Raw genomic sequence first — 18,584 nt, forward strand, 5'->3', positions numbered from 1 at the left:
AATCCCAAACTTAATATTTCAGTAGCATAGCCTTTTTGTCATTCAGAAGGTCTTACGCCATAACCAATATGTCCACCATAATTGGCTAAAAAGCATTGAGTTCATACCGGATATCTATAATGCCAATTATTCTATTTGTCCTTTTATCTATAGCAAATCGGGTACCAGAAACTACCCAGTCTAAATTTAAAGTATCTTTATGGGATTGTTGTTCAAGATGTTCTAGCCAATCGCTATAAGTATTCATTTTTTCAAGCAATGAAGCACCATGTAAGTCCTGTTCTCCAATAGATAAATGTTCTTCCAAATATTCTAAAGCAGCCGTTTCATGCTCCTTTGTCGGTTTGAGCAAAATAAGATTATTCATTATAGCTCCTCCTCATTAAATTAAAAAGTTAACCTCCAAAACCAAATAATAAAATGCCATCAATATATTGATGGCATTTTAAATCCTTATCTTAAATTAAAAAAGTTGTACCCTGTCGTCGAAACAAGATATTAATATAATCAAATAAACGTTAGCTCCAATCAAGTTTTACCTTCAGCACCCAAAAGTATCCACATACTGCTGCTTCCTTCCGGATCTGACAGGGTTCATGGGCTCTCGTCGCAAAGGGCTCAATTATCAACACCACATATTTACCAATTAATATTAAACCTTAATCCCTCAGACAGGTATTCAATCCCTCTATAGCGGATTGAGGGTTACAAGGAACCGCTAGCTCCCCATCTAGTACAACATCTTTCTATTCTAGCATATTTTAACTAAAAAAAGAACCTAATTAAGGCGAAATTTAAACTACAATATTATGTTAGAATAGAGTAAAGATTGAAATAAGGAGTATAGATATGAAAATTCAAAGACCGCAACTTCCTAAGTAGCTGTTTAAAATACACCATTAGAAGAGGCGCTTGCCTTATATAATCGTGAGGAATTAACTATAAATGGTTGCGTATTCGAAAACCAATATTATGAATACCTTAAAGGCTACCATGCTGAAGCAGTAAATTAGACGGCTGCTATATCCGCAATACAAGTTTTTACGAATGTAACTGCTCTTATCTGAATATCCCCTTATGTAATATGAAAACTACTCAGTTTAATAAATGCCTCCTAAAAGATAGTAACTTTTCAAATAGTTCCCTATCAGTGGAATTTAATAATTGTAACCTAAAACAAAGTGTTTTCACCAACAGTCCTTTAAAAGATATTGATTTATAGACTTCTAACATTGAAAATATTTATCTATTAATTGATGATATAAAAGGAGCAATAGTCAATCAAGAACAAGCCATTGCTTTAGCAAAGTTACTCGAAATTAAAATAGTTTAAAAAAATTTTAATATTCTAAATATCTTGCTTGACTGTGTACTAACCACGCAGTTTATAATGAAATTAAAGGAGGCAATTATGAATTATTTAGCAACTGGAGAAGTTGTAAAATTAATGGATATATCCAAATATACCCTAAGTTATTCATTGATGAAGGTCTAATACAGCCTAGGCAACTACCAATATTTTTTCAGAAAAGAATTAGAAGCTGATGAAAAAGATGAATATGAGATAATAGCTGAGAAGGAGAAATTCCACAACGACATTAATTTAATTTTAAAATATGAAAGTCATCAAGACTATATTTCAAATAGTGGAAGCTATGAAAATAATGAAGAAAGATACAATTTTATCCGAAAAAATATTCACGCTGATGCTACTGCAGAATTAAAAAAATAAAATCAAGGATTTACTTAATTTTAGGAGAATACGATTGTAATATAGATTCAAAAGAAACTAAGAAAATTTACCAAGATTGTATTCCAGAAAATCAACTTAGTATAAAAAATTTCTCATGTTGAGCACAATATGCTTAATCCCTGGATTCAACATTCACCATTTTTAATAAATGACATTGGAATTTTAGCTCCCAAAGATATTTTAATCAGTCAAGAATATTTAAACTTTTATGAAGCAATTGCAAAAAAGGAAAAAAGTAAATAAATTTAATTAATATACAAAAACAGGAAGTGATTTATAATGAATCTCCAAATAAAAAATTAAAGAAAATGAAATTAACAATTTATTAGATAGTATGGAACGGGATTTTCCAAAACAAGTTTAACAAAAAATGTTTATTAAGGCTATCCAAAAAAAGTGTTTATGCTGTTCTATTAAAAGATGGAACCAATGTAGTTGGCTATGTAACCTATACAGAAATTGAAGAATATGATGGCATCCATATATGCTATTTAGCAATTGAACCAAAGTTTCGTTCAAAAGGATATGGTAGTAAAATGATTGAACTTTTTAGAAAACACATATTAAACAAGTCACTGCTCCTTGAAGTAGAAGACCCCAAATATGCAAAAGATGCTGTTGATTTTAAAATTCGCACAAAACGCATTTCTTTTTACGAAAAGTGTAATTTTACATTAGTCGAAAATGTTTTTCTAAATATTTACAATTATCGCCTTCTATTAATGAAAGATCCTAATTTTTTTATTAACTCATACAAACATGTAATAAAAAAACCTATGCTAAAACCCTTGGATCCTGGTTCTTTACTTTAGGTGTAAGGGTAAAAGAGCTTCATAGAGATTAATATAGTTACTATAAATCCAATACAATGCTTCTCATTTACAGAAAAATATTGATGTTATAATAATTAATAGATGCAATTTTAATTCAGAAAGGAAAGACAATGACTATTACAACGGATATTAGAGGTAATTCAAAAGTAGCAATTGTAAATGATTTAAATGTAATTATTGAAAATGTACAAGAAGCTCTAGACTTAATGGCTACTGTTAACTATCAATATGGTTGCCATAAAATTTTAATTCACAAAGAAGCTTTAACAGAAGAATTTTTTGATTTGAAAACAGGTCTTGCTGGAGAAATTCTTCAAAAATATACTAACTATGGTATAAAAATTGCTATTATTGGTGATTTTTCTATCTACAATAATAAAAGCCTTAAAGACTTTATGTATGAGTCTAATAAAGGGAACAATGTTTTCTTTTTAGAAAATGAAGATAAAGCCCTTGAGACACTACATAGTAAGTAAAATTTTAACTAAAGAAAGAATCTGCAAATAACTAGTAGATTCTTTCTTTAGTTAAAATAATCAATTATATCTATTAAAGCAACCTATATTCAACACTCTTATATCTTGCCCTTCTTTTTCTTATCTTCATTAATACCAGCTCCAAGAACTTGCCCCCAAAACGTCCATGAACACCTTCTTTTACAGAACCTGTTACAATGCCCCACAAGTTTCCACCTATATAGCCTGTAATATCGCCATTACCGTTCCCCATACACTGCCAAATACACTGGTGGCCATAAACATTATTAACCTCTCCCATAATGCTTCCTTTAACATCTCCATAAATATCACCATTAACAACACCTCTTATTTTACCTACATCACCATGAATGTCTTTATTGACAACACCAGGAATCAGTCCAAAATATGGACGTTTTTCTTTTTTATTATCTGGACTATCTTTTGCTTCTTCGTCTTCATTATCTTCTTTTCCATTTAACAATTCATCTATTGTAGCGCCTAATGTTTCTGCAATAATACCTTTTGGACATATACTAAAAAAGTAGACAGGAAAAAGTGAAACATGTTTTAAATAAGTAGACACATAAGAAAGGATAAAATTATGAATAATTACAAGAAATACGATGAAGAATTTAAAAAAAGTATTGTTAATTTACACCAAAACGGTAAAACTCAATCCCAACTTTCTAAAGAATATGGTGTCTCCATGTCTGCTTTACACAAGTGGATTAAACTTTATTCTCAGGTTAGAATTGATGATGATACTATTCTAACCGCTAAGCAGATTAAGGATCTTCAAAAGCGTAATGCTCGACTCTAGGAGGAAAATATCATTTTAAAAAAAGCAATTGCCATATTCACGCCTCACTCAGACAAAGATTAATGGCTGTTCATACCCTTCGTTTTCAGCACGCTATCTCTTTTCTTTGTCATGTCCTTAAAGTGAACCGCAGCTCCTATTACAAATACTTTTCGGAAAAACTTTCTCCTAGAACTATTGAGAATTAAAAACTCCGTCAGCTTATTCTCGGAGATTTGTCATCTTACTAAGAGACGTATTGGCCCATCTAAGATTAAGGCTCTTCTTTCCTATGACTATGGCATCAACATCAGTATTGGTAGAGCGAGCCGCCTGATGACTGACATGAATCTTCCTAAAATGCCTACTATCAAACTTCGGTTTATTCATCCGAGGTCTATTCCCAATTTTGATTGCCCTAACTACCTAAATCAAAATTTTAATGTTCCTCAGCCCAATCAAGTCTGGGCTAGTGACATTACCTATATTAATTTAAATGCCTCTTTTGCTTATCTCTGTGTTATTATGGATTTATTTTCTCGTAAAATTATTGCTTGGAAGCTCTCTCTTAAAATTGATACTTCTCTTGTTAAGGATACTTTTATCAAAGCCTTTTATTCTCAAAAACCTTCTACTTCTCTTATTTTTCATTCTGACAGAGGTTCCTAATATACTTCTTTTATCTTTAGAAAGCTCCTTGATTCTTTTGGTATCATTCAATCTTTTTCTAAGCTTTCTCATCCTTGGGACAATGCTGTCGTTGAGTCCTTTTTAAATATATGAAAAAAGAAGAAATTCTTCGTAGGTCTTTTTCTTCCTTTGCTCAAATTAAGCTTTCCTGCTTTGAACACATTGAGGGCTTCTACAACCCCCTATACGTCCCCACTCTGCTAATAACATTCTTTCTCCTAATTCCAAAGAAGACTATTTTTTCACTTCTATTAAAACTTAATTTCACTTTTTCTATCTACTCTATTGACATTCTTCCAGTCTTTTTCAAATAGTTTAAATGATGTTACACCCATTGTATAATAGCCACACTCATCTTTATCACTTAAGTATGTCACCATTATCTATCTGATTCTAAAGCTTTAAAAGTGCTCTGCTTTCGCTTGTTGCCACTACTTTAACGATTTTTTCTCTTTTTTCTTCTAACTGAATGGTAAATATTTTTTCTTTAGATGCCGGCATTCCTTTCCCCTTTTTTCAGAAATTTCATCAGGCAATTCTACTAGTTTTTTCTTATCGCATAGGATAACCATTGGATATCTTTATTAAATCTAACACGCAAGGAAGATATTTATTAGTTTCTCAATCACTAATTGTTGTCAATGGTTTAATTGACTATTGCTTGTTATTTTTAACTTAATTGAAATTAACAACTAAAACCATAATTTCCATTACTATTGAATGCTACAGAATGTAGTAGATAAAAATTAAGCGAATATCATATTTTTATGATAATTTGGTAATAATATTTGTTTTTTAGGTTGATTGTATATTTTTTCTATGCTAATATGTACTTAGAGGTTACGTTTATTAGTAAATAGGCATAATTATTTGCGTATTTACACGTATCTTTTGCTTAGAAAATTGTTACTCTGCTTTCGACGGCGAGGGTAACATTTTTTTATTTTACTTTTACAAGTTTAAAGTTTTTTGTATTTGTTAACTGTTAATGTTTATTGTACTTCGCGCTTTCTAAAAGCATAATTAAAATAGGTTGTTAGTATTTTTTACTCTCAGCTCATCATTAATTTCCCAGCAAAGCTATATGCAGGAATTGAATTTATTTCTCTCCTTTTTTGTTCCTCTATTATATATAGCTAGTGTTATATATAAAAATAGACAGCGTCATAAAAACACTGTCTATTTGATTTTTTATTATAAATTTTTAATGATATTATCAATTTCTTTACCAGTTTTTAGAATCGCCACTCCGTTTCCACTCTTCCCAACGTCATAGTGAGTCAATTCTTCCACCACCTGAAGAAATTGTTTTGTAATTTTTTGAAAATAGATTTAATTATGTTTCATCATCAGATAATAGAATTTTGCTGTCTGTCACGTCTTTTATGTTAGCTTCAATAGCATTTTGCCCTTTTGCTAATTTATCTCTTTTTCATGCTTTTGGAAAGCTATAATTTTATTCTGATAGCTTTAATATCCAAAAACAGAACGTGTTTCAATCAATCCTTTAATTAGAATCAGGCTAATAGCAGTTTCTCTTATTTGTCAAGCTATCTCCGTAGTTCCTACGGTTCTTGATTGTATCTAAGCAAATGCTTGTATTCGTAGACCTTCGGTCAGTATGTTTTTATACTCGCATTAATGTCTCGGTCATGATGAGTATGACACTCTGGACAAGCCCACTCACGAATTTTGAGAGCTTTATTACCTTCTTTGTGTCCGCATTATGAACAGATTTGACTTGATGGAAACCATGTATCTATCTTGATAATTTCACGTCCATACCACTCTGCTTTATAGTGTAGTTTAATGGCAAAACCAGACCAAGATACATCAGAAATGCTTTTTGATAATTTATGATTACACAACATACTTTTTATGTTTAAGCCCTCAATACAGATAGTATCGTGATTTTTGATAATTTCTGTACTCAACTTATTTAGAAAATCCGTACGTTGATTCATTACTTTATTTTTATCCAACAATGCTCGTCTTGATAGTTTTCATTGTTCACGTTTTAGTTTCTTCTCCATTTTTGAACAGAATTTGTTTTGGGTAGCTCAACAATGTCTTCTTTGCATAACAAAGAAATATAGTATTTACCACTTGAATGCCTGGAAATCGTGGCGAATTTAGTAGTTCCTTTAGGCTATCTATGAAGCTTAACTCTAACTAAGGACTTCTATTTAGTCAATTTGATGAATTTATTATCCGTCAAAGCAACTGTTCCATTTTGATTATTCGTTGTATAACTCTGAACAGGTTTTTCTTACTTTTGAACCGAGAAAATCCAATGGATTTATCACGAAAGAAATTTTTATATGCTTCAGCTAAAGCAAAGCTATCAACTTCCTTCAAAAAAGGAAACTCTGTCTTATACTTTGCAGGAGTTGAAAACCTCATTTCTTTAAAAGAATCGTTTTTAGTTTCTTCATATCTATTTCATTCAATCTTTAAACGTTAGATTGTAGACCTTACGGACACAACCAAAAGACTTAGCAAAGAAAATTTCTTGCTCTTCTGTTGGATATAGTCTGAATTTATATGCTTTTAATCGCTTAATAAGGTTCATCTACTTTCTATTTATGATTGTTTCCTTGATTTTGAATATATTCCTACTCCCTTTCATAGAAAGTGTTTTACTTCTAGGTAACTCACGTTTTATCAATCATGAACAGGCGTTTTTATAAGCATTGATAAATTTTGTTAATTCTGTTTTAGGTCGAGCTTTGAACATGATGTGAATATGGTCTTTATCATAATCCCGCCCAACTAATGTTATGTGATATGATTTTTATATTCGCTCAAACGCTACTTTAGCATAATCAGATAGTTCATCATCAATCACCTGCCTAGGATATTTGGTTACTAAAAAAGATGATTGCAGAGAAGAAACACTGAATAATTATTTGTATCCAATTCCATGTTATACCAACTCTTTTCTTATATAGACTAGATTTTGTAACATGGAATAAAATATAAAGGCAACACGTCTTATCTGTCGGTTTTTAAATCACCAAAGATAATCCTCATACTGAATGGCATTCATCACCCACCTACAGAGGATGGGCAACTTCTGCCTAAATCAGTTAAATTTATTTATTGAGTTAGTAATTAATTCTCCAATTATAATCTGACATAATTATATCCTCTAGACTATACTTAGGTTTCCATGATAAATGCTTTTTAACTTTTGCAGTATTAGCTAAAACGCTTGCAGGGTCTCCTGCTCTACGTTTATCAATTTTGCATGGGATTTCTTTATTTAAAATACTTGTAGCTGTTACGTATATTTCTTTGACAGAATATCCTTTTTCAGTCCCTAAGTTAAAAATTTCAGAACTAGTATTTTTATCAAACAAATAGTTAAATCCTAATACATGTGCATAGGCTAAATCAAGCACATGTATGTAATCTCTTATGCACGAACCATCTTTAGCATCATAGTCTTCTCCAAATATTGTAAACATATCATTTTGTTGTAAAGCAGTTTTATTTATATTAGGGATAGCGTGTGTAGGATTTTTTATTCGCAATCCATTTGTAGCATCTATTTCTGCTCCTGCAACATTAAAATATCTAAAAATTATATATTTCCAATTATATCTTTTTGACATCCAATAAATAAGCCTTTCTCCCATTTGTTTTGTTTCTGCATATGGATTAATAGGATTTAGAACAGTGTTTTCAGTGGCCGGGCAATTGATACAATCATTACCATAAACCGAAGGCCGTTGAAGAAAACATTACTCTATTTATATTTAATTCAGCTAAAACTTTTAAGACATTGTTCATTCCTGCAACATTTGCTGAAAAATATTTGCTTGGGTTATCAATACTTTCACTAACGACAATTTCCCCCGCACAATGCAAAACTGCTTCAATTTTATTTTTTTTGTTAAATATTCTTTTAAATCTTTTTCATTGTATACATCTAATTCGCAAAAATAGCTCTTTTATCAACCGCTTCAAGCGAATCAGTTGATAAATTATCCAAAATATACACTTCATAGTTAGCATTGAGCAATGCGGTTGCTGTGTGGGATCCAATATAGCCAGCTCCGCCTGTTATTAAAATTTTTCTTTTCAAATTCTTTTCTCCTTAACTTGTTATATTGTGAAATGATAATGTTTTTCTTTTTGAAAAGCCACAAAACCCTGTCATTTTATGAAAGGATATTAAAATATCATCTAATGATTAGCTTACAGTGTTTCCAAACAAATACACTGGAATTATTCTCAGTTTAAATAAAACATAGCTATTATTTTCCATGCATATTAAACTAGTATAAGTAATTGAAAAACAATAATGTCTGACAAAAAACTTATTTCTTTCATCTATAATATTGAATCATCCAATTGAGGATACTTAAACACTATGTTTAAGTTTTAATTCATTTAACATTATTTTATATTAATTGAAATTTATCTTAACAATAAAAATTATGATTGTCAATAATATATATTAATCTTTTTTCAAAATTGTCACCACTTCTGATTTACTATTTCAAATTTCAATAAACTTTCAAATAAAGCATTCTACTTTTCTATGGCTATATTTTTAAGAACATATTTTAAGCCCTCATTATATAAAACTTTTTCTCAGAAAGGCAACTAAAACTTTAGTAAAGCGAAATCCTTTTTAGCATATTGTTCTAATATAGAAGCAATTTTTTCATTATAATCAGCAATTAATAAATTTCTCATGCTCATTCTCCACTCAAAAATTCTGTTTTCACTCTTTAATAATGCCATTTTATGCTTATATTGTTTTATGTTTTTAAAAATAAAATACCTTAAAAATAAAACAATAATGTCATTATTTTGACACAAATAAATTGTATCATTAAAACATAACAAAGACAGATAACTTTAAAAGGAGGTTTTTTAATGTCTATTAAAAGAAAATTAATCATTGCTACTACAGCTCTATTTGCTGTTGGTGGCCTAACAGGAACTGTATTTGGAGCAACTAATTTCTCATCTAGAGCAAGATATGCTATCCCAATTAAGTGGTCAGACAGTAGAGAGTATTACAGCACAAAAACAGCAAGGTAAAACATTAGGAACTATTGCTTCTGAAGCTGGTTGTCCTAGCACAATTTCAAACTCAAAATTTAGAAGCTAAAAAAGCTATTCTAAATGAAAGCGCAGCTACAGGAGCTATTGCTGAAGATCAAAAAAACACGGCCCCGCAAACAATTGAAGAAAGACAAGTAACCTGTGATGGAACAGGCAATCAAGATGGACAAAGATTAGGTTTAGGTTTAGGTAATGGTAATAGCAACGGAAATGGAACTGGTGCTTGCGATGGTTCAGAACAAGCCAATGGAATGGGCCAAGGCAATAATGGTCAAGGTCAGAAAGCAGGTAACGGCAGTGGCCAAAAAGGCGAAGGACTTAGAGACGGCTCTTGCTACCAATAAAATAAAAACGTAATGAAAAAGCACAGAATACTTAATTCTGTGCTTTTTATGATTTTAATTTATTTTCCATTTCAAATAATCTTATCTTTGTTTGATTAAATAATTTCCAATAAGACTTTGTTCAAAAACCTTTTATCTTGTTTCTAAACCATAGCATTTGGCCAAACAAACTGGACAGATGGAATAAAAAACCTAATCATTCCCTTGATGCTTTACCTTCCTTTAAAAGCTTAACAGCATTTTCAATTTTAAGTTCTGCTTCTGTTACAAGCTCTGGATTTTTCTTAAGAGATCTCTTTAACACTTTTTCATCACCGATACAGTCCGGTATCTTAAGATGCAAACCACCAATTTTTGCCCTTACTATAGCATATTAATTTTTGTTCTTTAGCGATTTTTTGACCTTATTTAGTTATTCCAGATAGCTTATTGACATATGCCTAATACAATTCTATAGTTAAATGGGTATTTAAGTTGATACAAACAAATAACAGTAATTAAGGAGATATAATGAGCAGTACATGTAAACAAAAAGAAATGAATTTTTTAGAAAAACCTCATGAACTAAGTCAGATAAAAAAAGTAATTGGTGTCGTTAGTGGTAAAGGAGGTGTTGGAAAATCCCTAGTTACCTCAATGCTAGCCGTTTTAATGAATAGCGAAGGCTATAAAACAGCTATTTTAGATGCAGATATTACAGGCCCGTCTATTCCTAAAGCATTTGGCATAACAGAAAAAGCTGGTAAAAATGACCATGGCTTATTACCTATAGAAAGTCAATCAGTTATCCAAATTATGTCTTTAAATTTATTACTTGAAAATTAAAGTGATGCCGTTGTCTGGAGAGGCCCAGTAATAGCTGGAGCAGTAAAACAATTTTGGACAGATGTAATTTGGCGTAATGTTGATTATATGTTTGTTGATATGCCTCCAGGAACAGGAGATGTTCCTCTAACTGTTTTTCAATATATTGGTGTAGATGGCATTATAATTGTAACATCACCTCAAGACTTAGTTTCTATGATAGTTGGTAAAGCGGTTAATATGGCTAAAAACATGAATATACCTATTCTTGGTTTAGTGGAAAATATGAGCTATGTAACTTGTCCTGATTGCCAAAAAGAAATTAAGATTTTTGGAGAAAGTAAACTGGAAGAAATTGCCAGTAAGTACAATATTGAACTTATTGGTAAAATACCTTTAGATCCTCAAATTTCAGCTACCTGTGATTTAGGAGAGATTGAAAAATTTACAGACACCATTGGCTAGACCATTTTATGCCAGTTCTTAGAAATATTTAATTATATAAGAAAATAAAAGCATTGAAGATATATTCAATGCTTTTATTATTAAAAATTAAATTCTTCTTCCCAATTAAAATCTCCAGAATCCTCAGAGCTTTTTGGCCAATGACTACACCATTCAGGTACTGCTGGATTTTCCACTCTATCAAGACTAGGTGTATAAGGTTTAATATCTAGGACAGGCGTGTTGTGGTCTGCATCTATAAAAGGAATTTTAATTAATCCTTTTTCCTCATCTATTTCCAACACATACACTGTTGTTAAACCTATTGGGTTAGGTCGCATAGGTCCCCTCTTGTTGCAAAGACACCCAGAAAAACATCAGGAGCCTTCTTATAAGGCCGTGGCCCTTCAATAAATCCCCTTGCCTCCTCATTATCATTTTTATTAAACCAAAATAAAATATTGAGATGGCTAAACCCCTTTATTCCCTTTAAACCATTTCTAAAATCTGAGTCTACTTCAATAAAAGTACTCCCTTTCTCAGCTACAACGCTACCAATTGGATTCTCCTTAAATTTTTCCATATTTTTTACCTACATTTTTAATACGGCTTAATGGTAAACCCTCTCATCATGTGAGTGTCAACAACTAATATGCTCTTTCTTTTATAGGAATTTGGATTTATGTCATATAATTTTCTGGATTTTCCTCATTACCTGGCCCTTTATGTAAAACCTGCCGACTTGCACCTAATATTTCATAATAGGGATGAGCAGAAAGCCATTCAGCTAACTTAAAATAACCCTTTTTAATATTATAACTAAAAGGACCATAAATCATCATGGATGCAACAGTCTTTAAAGGCTCTGTTGCTCTAAAAATAATAGGTCCTTGATTGATGTTTAATTTCTCAACTTCAATACAAACTTCAACATCTACATCTTGCTCCTTATGCTCTAAATCATGAAAAATAGCTATATTTCTGTAATTTTTTGGTAGCTTAATATTTTCTTTAATAATAAAATCAAATAGTTGTTGCCATAAGATAGATTCTGTGTCTGGGGTTTCGAGAATACCTCTGAGAACAATTACATTTTGGCTCTCTAATCCTTTTATTGTAACATTCTGATGAACATCCATAAATGCTTCCCCAATATCTAAAAATGCTTTATTTATTTTTTCAAGTTTTGCTGCTTCAATTGCAATATTCGTTTCTATCTCTGATTCCTTATTTTTCAACAACTTAATTAATGCATTATCGGACCAATCTTTAAGAGCCTCTTTTATTTCAGCAGTCATAAAATTTAAATATCTTAAAAAAATAATTTTTTTAAGTTTGGGAATAGCCTCTATGTCATAAAGTCTATAACCAGATTCCTCATTAATAGTTGTTGGCTTTAATAAATCAACTTCATCATAATAGCGTAACATGCGAATTGACACTAATGTTAATTTTGAAAATTCACCAATTTTAAATATAATCTTCACCTCTTTTTAGCCAATATTTTTATAGACTTTCACCTAAGTGAAAGTCTATAAAAATAGTTTTATTTAATATAGTCAGTACCCATATAAGGAATAAGAACATCTGGCATTTTTACTGAACCATCCTCTTGTTGATAGTTTTCTAAAATAGCAGCCATAGTTCTACCGACTGCTAAGCCAGAGCCATTTAATGTATGCATAAATTCATTTTTACCATTTTCTTTCTTATAGCGTATTTTACTTCTTCTACTTTGAAAATCTGTATATAAGCTACAAGAACTAATTTCCTTATAATCGTCATAGCTTGGTAAAAAGACTTCAATATCATACGTTTTAGCTGAACCAAAACCAACATCACCGCTACATAAATTCACTACTCTATAGGGCAGTTTTAATAGTTTTAAAATATTTTCTGCATCCCCTGTAATTTCTTCTAAAACCTCTTTTGAAACCTCTGGCTTTACAAATTGTACCATTTCAACTTTGCTAAATTGGTGCAACCGTACTAAACCTCTAGTATCTCTTCCAGCAGAACCGGCCTCAGATCTAAAACAAGGTGTAAAACCACATATTTTAATTGGCAATTCACCTTCTTTTAGTACCTCACCACTATAAAGATTAGTAAAGGGTACTTCCCCTGTTGGAATCAAATAGAGATCTCTATTTTCAATTTTAAACATATCCTCAGAAAATTTAGGTAATTGGCTTGTTCCTACTAAACTTTGTCCTGTGACTAAGAAAGGGCTCCAAACTTCTTTATATCCTTTATCAGTATGAGTATCAATCATGAAATTAATAAGAGCTCTTTCAAGTTTTGCCCCTAAGCCTTTCATAAAAACAAATCTTGACCCTGAAACTTTGACACCTCTCTCAAAATCTAAAATATCTAAGTCAGCACCAATATCATAATGGGCTTTTGGTTCAAAAGAAAACTTTCTTGGCTCTCCAAACCGACGAGCCTCTTGATTTTCCTCATCACTTTTCCCTGCGGGTACAGAAGCATCTAAAAGGTTAGGCAACATAAGTAGACTATTATCTAAATTCTCATCAATTACTTTAATCTGACCGTCAATTTCTGAAATTTCATCTCCAATAGAAGCTACTTCTTTCATAATATCAGACACATCTTCACCTTGGCTTTTACGCTTACCAATTTCTTTAGATACCTTATTTCTAAAGCTCTTTTTATCTTCAACTAATTGGATCTTTGCTCTTTTTTCCTTATCTAAAGCTAAAATAGAATCAAGAGAAATAGGTTTTCCCCTTCTACTTAAATTCTCTTCAATCTTTTCTTTCTCTAAGCGTATGGCCTTAATATCAAGCATTTGATTCTACTCCTCTTCTTCATCATCTTTTATTAGTACCCTTGCTACTGCAACAATTTTATCCTCTTCTGGAATATTCATAACACAAACCCCTTGTGTTACTCTACCAATAACTGAAATATCAGAAATTGGTAGGCGAATCATTTGTCCATCCATAGAGATAGTCATAATATCATCTCCTGGTTCCACAACCATTAAGGATACTAAATTACCATTTCTGTTGGATTGAGCAATAGTTTTAGAACCTTTACCACCTCTGCCTTGAAGTCTGTATTCTTCAACTTTAGTACGTTTCCCAAAACCATGTTCAGAAATAACGAGAACCGTAGCACCATCCTTAATAATATCGAGGGCAATAATTTCATCGTCTTTTCCAAGAGTAATGCCTTTTACACCACGAGTTGTTCTACCCATTGGACGCACTTCCTCTTCTGGAAAACGAATACTAATACCCTTTATAGTTCCTAAAATAATATCTTCATGGCCTGTTGTTAAACGTACCCCAATTAACTCATCATCTTCATCTAAATTAACAGCAATTAAGCCATCCTTTCTTGGGCTATCATAAGCATCTAAAGAACTTTTCTTAACGATACCATTTTTAGTAGCAACTAAGAGATACTTATCTGCATCGTATTCCCTAATTGGAATAACGGCAGTAATTTTCTCATCTTTACTTATATTTAGAAGATTAACAATAGCATTTCCTTTTGCCTGTCTACTGGATTCAGGAATTTGGTGTACTTTTAAGCGCAATACTTTACCTTTGTTTGTAAAGAATAGGAGATAGTGATGAGTAGTAGCCACAAATAAGTGCTCTACAAAGTCCTCTGTCTTCTTAGTTAATGCCTTAACACCTTTACCCCCTCTTTTCTGACTTCTATAAAGGCTAGCTGCCATTCTCTTAATATAGCCTGTATGGGTAATTGTAATAACCACATCTTCCTCTGCAATTAAATCTTCAATTTCAAAATCTTCTTCATCAGGGAAAATTTGACTGCGTCTCTCATCCCCATACTTTCTTTTAACTTCTAATAAATCAGTTTTAATTATTGATAGAAGTAAAGATTCGTCTGCTAATATTTCTTTATAATAAGCAATTTTAGCTAATAAATCTTTGTATTCTTCTTCTAATTTATCTCTTTCAAGACCAGTTAGCTTGCTAAGTCTCATTTCTAAAATAGCATTTGCTTGTAGTTCAGATAAATCAATTTTACCCATTAATGATTGTCTTGCTGTTTTAACATCTGAAGAACTTTTAATAATTCGAATAACCTCATCAATATCGCGAATGGCTTTTCTCAAGCCTTCCACAATATGAGCTCTCTCTTCTGCTTTTCTCAAATCAAACTTTGTTCTTCTTGTGTAAACTTCTTTTTGGTGTTCCAAGTAATAGAAAAGCATTTGCTTTAAATTTAGAACTCTTGGCTTACCATCTACCAATGCCAAGTTAATTACACCAAATGTATCTTGAAGTTGGGTTTGTTTATAGAGTTGGTTTAAGATCACATGGGCATTGGCATCTCTTTTTAATTCAATTACAATACGAATACCTTCTCTGGCAGACTCGTCCCTTAGTCCTGTAATACCCTCAATTTTTTTATCTCTTACTAAGTCAGCAATTTTTTCAATTAATCTGGCTTTATTTACCTGGTAAGGAATTTCTGTAACAATAATTCTATCTTTGCCACTTTTGTTCTGTTCAATAAAAGATTTACCTCTCATTTTAATAGAACCCCGCCCTGTTTTATAAGCTTGGCCAATACCTTGTATTCCCACAATTAAAGCACCTGTTGGAAAGTCCGGCCCTTTTACATGAGTCATTAATTCGTCAATTGTAATATTCTCGTTATCAATTAATGCTTCAATCGCATCAATGACTTCTCCTAAATTATGAGGCGGAATATTAGTTGCCATACCAACTGCAATACCTGAAGAACCATTAATCAATAAGGTTGGTATTTTTGAAGGAAAAACTGCAGGTTCTTCTAAAGATTCATCGTAGTTAGGAATAAAATCTACTGTATCTTTATTAATATCTTCCAACAATTCATTGGAAATTTTTGACATTCTTGCTTCTGTATAACGCATTGCCGCAGCAGAGTCTCCGTCAATACTGCCAAAGTTACCATGTCCATCAACCAATAAATAACGGGTAGAAAAATCTTGAGCCAAACGAACCATGGCCTCATAAACTGAACTATCACCGTGAGGGTGATACTTACCTAAAACATCACCTACTAGGCGGGCTGATTTTTTATAGGGTTTATCTGCTGTCATGCCAATATCATTCATGGCAAACAAAATACGTCTATGTACAGGTTTTAAGCCATCTCTTACATCAGGTAAAGCACGGCCTACAATAACACTCATGGCATAATCTATATAGGATTTTCCCATTTCAGTTTCAATCGTTATGGGAACTATTTTTCCGTGAGTAAAGCTTTCCAAAATTGTTCACTCCTATTCTTTCTTATTTTAAATATCTAAGTTTGTTACTCTATGGGCATTATCTTGAATATAGGCCTTTCTAGGCTCTACTTGATCACCCATGAGGACTGTAAAAATACCATCAGCTTCTGCAGCATCATCAACAGTCACTTGGAGCAATGTTCTCGATTCTGGATTCATTGTGGTATCCCATAGTTGCTCAGGGTTCATTTCCCCAAGGCCTTTATAGCGTTGTAGCTCATAGTTATTGTCTGGTAAAGTACCTAACAACTGCTCTAATTCCTGATCAGTATAAACATAATGCTCTTTTTTACCATGCTTTATTTTAAATAAAGGCGGTTGCGCAATATAAACACAGCCACAGTCAATTAGTTGTCTCATGTAGCGAAAGAAAAATGTTAACATCAATGTTCTAATATGACTACCATCGACATCAGCATCAGTCATAATTACCACTTTTCTATAACGTAATTTATCAATATCAAAATCATCTTGAATCCCAGTTCCCAATGCTGTAATCATCATTTTAATTTCATTATTACCTAAAATCTTATCAATTCTTGATTTCTCTACATTGAGAATTTTGCCTCTTAAAGGCAAAATAGCCTGTGTATTCCTATCCCTTCCCATTTTTGCAGAACCTCCCGCAGAATTCCCCTCTACAATAAAGATTTCACACATATTAGGGTCTGAAATAGAACAGTCAGCTAACTTACCAGGTAATCCGGAAATTTCAAGAGCATTTTTTCTTCTAGTCAAATCTCTAGCCTTACGAGCAGCTTCTCTTGCACGACTAGCCATAATTCCTTTTTCAATAATTTTCTTACCAACACTAGGATTTTCCTCAAGAAAAGTAGCTAATTGCTCTCCCATAATGGTTTCAACAATACCTCTTACTTCACTATTACCTAGTTTTGTTTTAGTTTGTCCTTCAAACTGAGGATCAATAACTTTTACACTGACAACAGCTGTAATACCTTCTCTAATGTCCTCACCTGAAAGATTATTTTCTTTTTCCTTAATAATAACTTTTTTTCTACCATAATCATTCATAACACGAGTTAAAGCTGTTTTAAAACCAACTTCATGGGTTCCACCCTCAATAGTATGAATATTATTTGTATAGGAAAGAATATTCTCAACATAGCCATCATGATACTGAATTGCAATCTCAACATCTACATCATCTTTAAAGCCAGCAATATATACTGGAGTTTTAAAATTAACTTCTTTATTTCTATTAAGATATTTAACAAAATCAACAATGCCACCTTCATGGAAGAAAGTCTCTTCAGTTCCTGTTCTTTTATCTTCCAAAACTAGAGTTAATCCCTTATTTAAAAAAGAAAGCTCTCTTAAGCGATGGGCCAATGTTAAAAAATCATATTCATCAGTTTCAAAAATTGTATTATCTGCTTTATAGGTAATTTTAGTACCTGTTCCAGTAATATTTTCATTGATAACTTCTAAAGGACTATCGGTAATCCCTCTTTTAAATTTCTGTCTATAGATCTTACCATTTCTGCTAATTTCAACTTCTAACCATTCAGATAGAGCATTTACAACACTCATACCTACTCCGTGAAGTCCTCCAGACACTTTATAACCACCACCACCGAATTTTCCTCCGGCATGGAGTATAGTCAAAGCTACTTCAACTGCCGGTTTCTTTAATTTTGGATGAATGTCAACTGGTATCCCTCTACCATTATCAATAACTGTAATGGTTTTATCGGTTCCAATAATAACACGTATCTGATTACAGTAACCTGCCAGTGCCTCATCAATGCTATTGTCAACAAGTTCATATACTAAGTGATGAAGTCCCCGAGCACTTGTACTACCAATGTACATGCCGGGTCTTTTGCGTACAGCCTCAAGTCCCTCTAATACCTGAATCTGACTGGCATCATAACTTTCTTTTTTTTCTATTTTAGTTTCACCCATAAACAAAATGCTCCTTCTTTACCATTTTTTCCCATTCTATATTATACCATAAAAAGGGGGAAAAAGACAGTTTTTAGATAGAGTAGATTGATAACATTTCCCTTAAACAGTATGTTTCTGTGCCTATCTTCAAAAAATCTCAATATTCT

The 18,584-nt window shown here is 32.0% G+C and carries 12 protein-coding genes, 1 other RNA gene and 6 pseudogenes; 6 read left to right on the plus strand and 13 right to left on the minus strand.

Going from position 1 to position 18,584, the window contains the following annotated elements; all coding sequences use genetic code 11:
• Positions 1–85: 85 nt before the first annotated feature.
• Both AZF37_RS12930 and ffs read right to left on the minus strand, forming a co-directional pair.
• The gene (locus tag AZF37_RS12930; protein ID WP_342668657.1) at positions 86–367 is read right to left on the minus strand and encodes a GNAT family N-acetyltransferase; all 282 of its coding nucleotides are present in this window, start codon (positions 365–367) and stop codon (positions 86–88) included.
• A gap of 105 nt (positions 368–472) precedes the next feature.
• Positions 473–739: signal recognition particle sRNA large type (gene ffs, locus AZF37_RS09005), an RNA gene on the minus strand.
• Between the two features lie 1,358 nt (positions 740–2,097).
• On the opposite strand from ffs, the gene AZF37_RS09015 reads away from it, so the two are divergent.
• Both AZF37_RS09015 and AZF37_RS09020 read left to right on the plus strand, forming a co-directional pair.
• On the plus strand, positions 2,098–2,565 hold the full coding sequence (locus AZF37_RS09015) for a GNAT family N-acetyltransferase (protein WP_245612106.1): 468 nt from the start codon (positions 2,098–2,100) through the stop codon (positions 2,563–2,565).
• Between the two features lie 131 nt (positions 2,566–2,696).
• On the plus strand, positions 2,697–3,062 hold the full coding sequence (locus AZF37_RS09020; RefSeq protein ID WP_088370482.1) for a DUF4180 domain-containing protein: 366 nt from the start codon (positions 2,697–2,699) through the stop codon (positions 3,060–3,062).
• 73 nt (positions 3,063–3,135) lie between these two features.
• On the opposite strand, the gene AZF37_RS09025 is transcribed toward AZF37_RS09020, so the two are convergent.
• Positions 3,136–3,648, minus strand: a complete 513-nt coding sequence (locus tag AZF37_RS09025; protein WP_162474045.1) for a hypothetical protein — start codon at positions 3,646–3,648, stop codon at positions 3,136–3,138.
• 18 nt (positions 3,649–3,666) lie between these two features.
• Here AZF37_RS09025 and AZF37_RS09030 point away from each other — a divergent pair.
• A pseudogene (locus AZF37_RS09030) lies at positions 3,667–4,816 on the plus strand (IS3 family transposase).
• Here the strand turns inward: AZF37_RS09030 and AZF37_RS12550 are convergent.
• The 4 genes and pseudogenes from AZF37_RS12550 to galE all read right to left on the minus strand — a co-directional run bounded on the left by AZF37_RS12550 (position 4,806) and on the right by galE (position 8,644).
• Positions 4,806–4,934 (minus strand): hypothetical protein, encoded by a 129-nt coding sequence (locus AZF37_RS12550; protein WP_281178869.1) that lies wholly within the window; start codon positions 4,932–4,934, stop codon positions 4,806–4,808. The pseudogene AZF37_RS09030 and the gene AZF37_RS12550 sit on opposite strands and share 11 nt — an antisense overlap.
• Positions 4,935–6,138: 1,204 nt before the next feature.
• Positions 6,139–7,117 (minus strand): annotated as a pseudogene (locus tag AZF37_RS09035) (RNA-guided endonuclease TnpB family protein).
• Positions 7,118–7,133: 16 nt separating this feature from the next.
• Positions 7,134–7,479 (minus strand): annotated as a pseudogene (tnpA, locus tag AZF37_RS09040) (IS200/IS605 family transposase).
• Positions 7,480–7,661: 182 nt separating this feature from the next.
• Positions 7,662–8,644 (minus strand): annotated as a pseudogene (galE, locus tag AZF37_RS09045) (UDP-glucose 4-epimerase GalE).
• 800 nt (positions 8,645–9,444) lie between these two features.
• On the opposite strand from galE, the gene AZF37_RS10760 reads away from it, so the two are divergent.
• Both AZF37_RS10760 and AZF37_RS09050 read left to right on the plus strand, forming a co-directional pair.
• Entirely contained in the window at positions 9,445–9,612 is a 168-nt protein-coding gene (locus AZF37_RS10760; RefSeq protein ID WP_162474046.1) for a hypothetical protein, read from the plus strand.
• A 14-nt stretch (positions 9,613–9,626) separates the two neighbouring features.
• Entirely contained in the window at positions 9,627–9,980 is a 354-nt protein-coding gene (locus AZF37_RS09050; RefSeq protein WP_088370484.1) for a hypothetical protein, read from the plus strand.
• Between the two features lie 196 nt (positions 9,981–10,176).
• Here the strand turns inward: AZF37_RS09050 and AZF37_RS10765 are convergent, their stop codons facing one another.
• Positions 10,177–10,323, minus strand: coding sequence for a hypothetical protein (locus AZF37_RS10765; RefSeq protein ID WP_162474047.1), 147 nt, complete (start codon positions 10,321–10,323; stop codon positions 10,177–10,179).
• Between the two features lie 167 nt (positions 10,324–10,490).
• Between AZF37_RS10765 and AZF37_RS09055 the strand changes: the two are divergent.
• Positions 10,491–11,281: pseudogene (locus AZF37_RS09055) on the plus strand (P-loop NTPase).
• Between the two features lie 48 nt (positions 11,282–11,329).
• Here AZF37_RS09055 and tsaA read toward each other — a convergent pair.
• The 5 genes and pseudogenes from tsaA to gyrB form a co-directional block, all read right to left on the minus strand.
• A pseudogene (gene tsaA, locus AZF37_RS09060) lies at positions 11,330–11,811 on the minus strand (tRNA (N6-threonylcarbamoyladenosine(37)-N6)-methyltransferase TrmO).
• A gap of 97 nt (positions 11,812–11,908) precedes the next feature.
• On the minus strand, positions 11,909–12,715 hold the full coding sequence (locus tag AZF37_RS09065) for a MerR family transcriptional regulator (protein WP_088370485.1): 807 nt from the start codon (positions 12,713–12,715) through the stop codon (positions 11,909–11,911).
• 59 nt (positions 12,716–12,774) lie between these two features.
• The gene (serS, locus tag AZF37_RS09070) at positions 12,775–14,037 is read right to left on the minus strand and encodes a serine--tRNA ligase (RefSeq protein WP_088370486.1); all 1,263 of its coding nucleotides are present in this window, start codon (positions 14,035–14,037) and stop codon (positions 12,775–12,777) included.
• A gap of 6 nt (positions 14,038–14,043) precedes the next feature.
• Positions 14,044–16,488, minus strand: a complete 2,445-nt coding sequence (gene gyrA / locus AZF37_RS09075) for a DNA gyrase subunit A (RefSeq protein WP_088370487.1) — start codon at positions 16,486–16,488, stop codon at positions 14,044–14,046.
• A gap of 27 nt (positions 16,489–16,515) precedes the next feature.
• Positions 16,516–18,435 carry a DNA topoisomerase (ATP-hydrolyzing) subunit B gene (gene gyrB / locus AZF37_RS09080; protein WP_088370488.1) on the minus strand — a complete coding sequence of 640 codons (1,920 nt, stop codon included), beginning with the start codon at positions 18,433–18,435 and terminating at the stop codon, positions 16,516–16,518.
• Positions 18,436–18,584: the final 149 nt, after the last annotated feature.

The organism is endosymbiont 'TC1' of Trimyema compressum (assembly GCF_001584725.1).
GTDB lineage: Bacteria > Bacillota > TC1 > TC1 > TC1 > TC1.

What these genes read in the sequence shown, in the direction of transcription:
- AZF37_RS09020 (WP_088370482.1), top strand. Translation starts at nt 2,697, where the DNA reads ATGACTATTACAACGGATATTAGAGGTAATTCAAAAGTAGCAATTGTA.
- serS (WP_088370486.1), bottom strand. Translation starts at nt 14,037, where the DNA reads ATGCTTGATATTAAGGCCATACGCTTAGAGAAAGAAAAGATTGAAGAG.
- AZF37_RS10760 (WP_162474046.1), top strand. Translation starts at nt 9,445, where the DNA reads ATGTCTATTAAAAGAAAATTAATCATTGCTACTACAGCTCTATTTGCT.
- gyrB (WP_088370488.1), bottom strand. Translation starts at nt 18,435, where the DNA reads ATGGGTGAAACTAAAATAGAAAAAAAAGAAAGTTATGATGCCAGTCAG.
- AZF37_RS12550 (WP_281178869.1), bottom strand. Translation starts at nt 4,934, where the DNA reads ATGGTGACATACTTAAGTGATAAAGATGAGTGTGGCTATTATACAATG.
- AZF37_RS12930 (WP_342668657.1), bottom strand. Translation starts at nt 367, where the DNA reads ATGAATAATCTTATTTTGCTCAAACCGACAAAGGAGCATGAAACGGCT.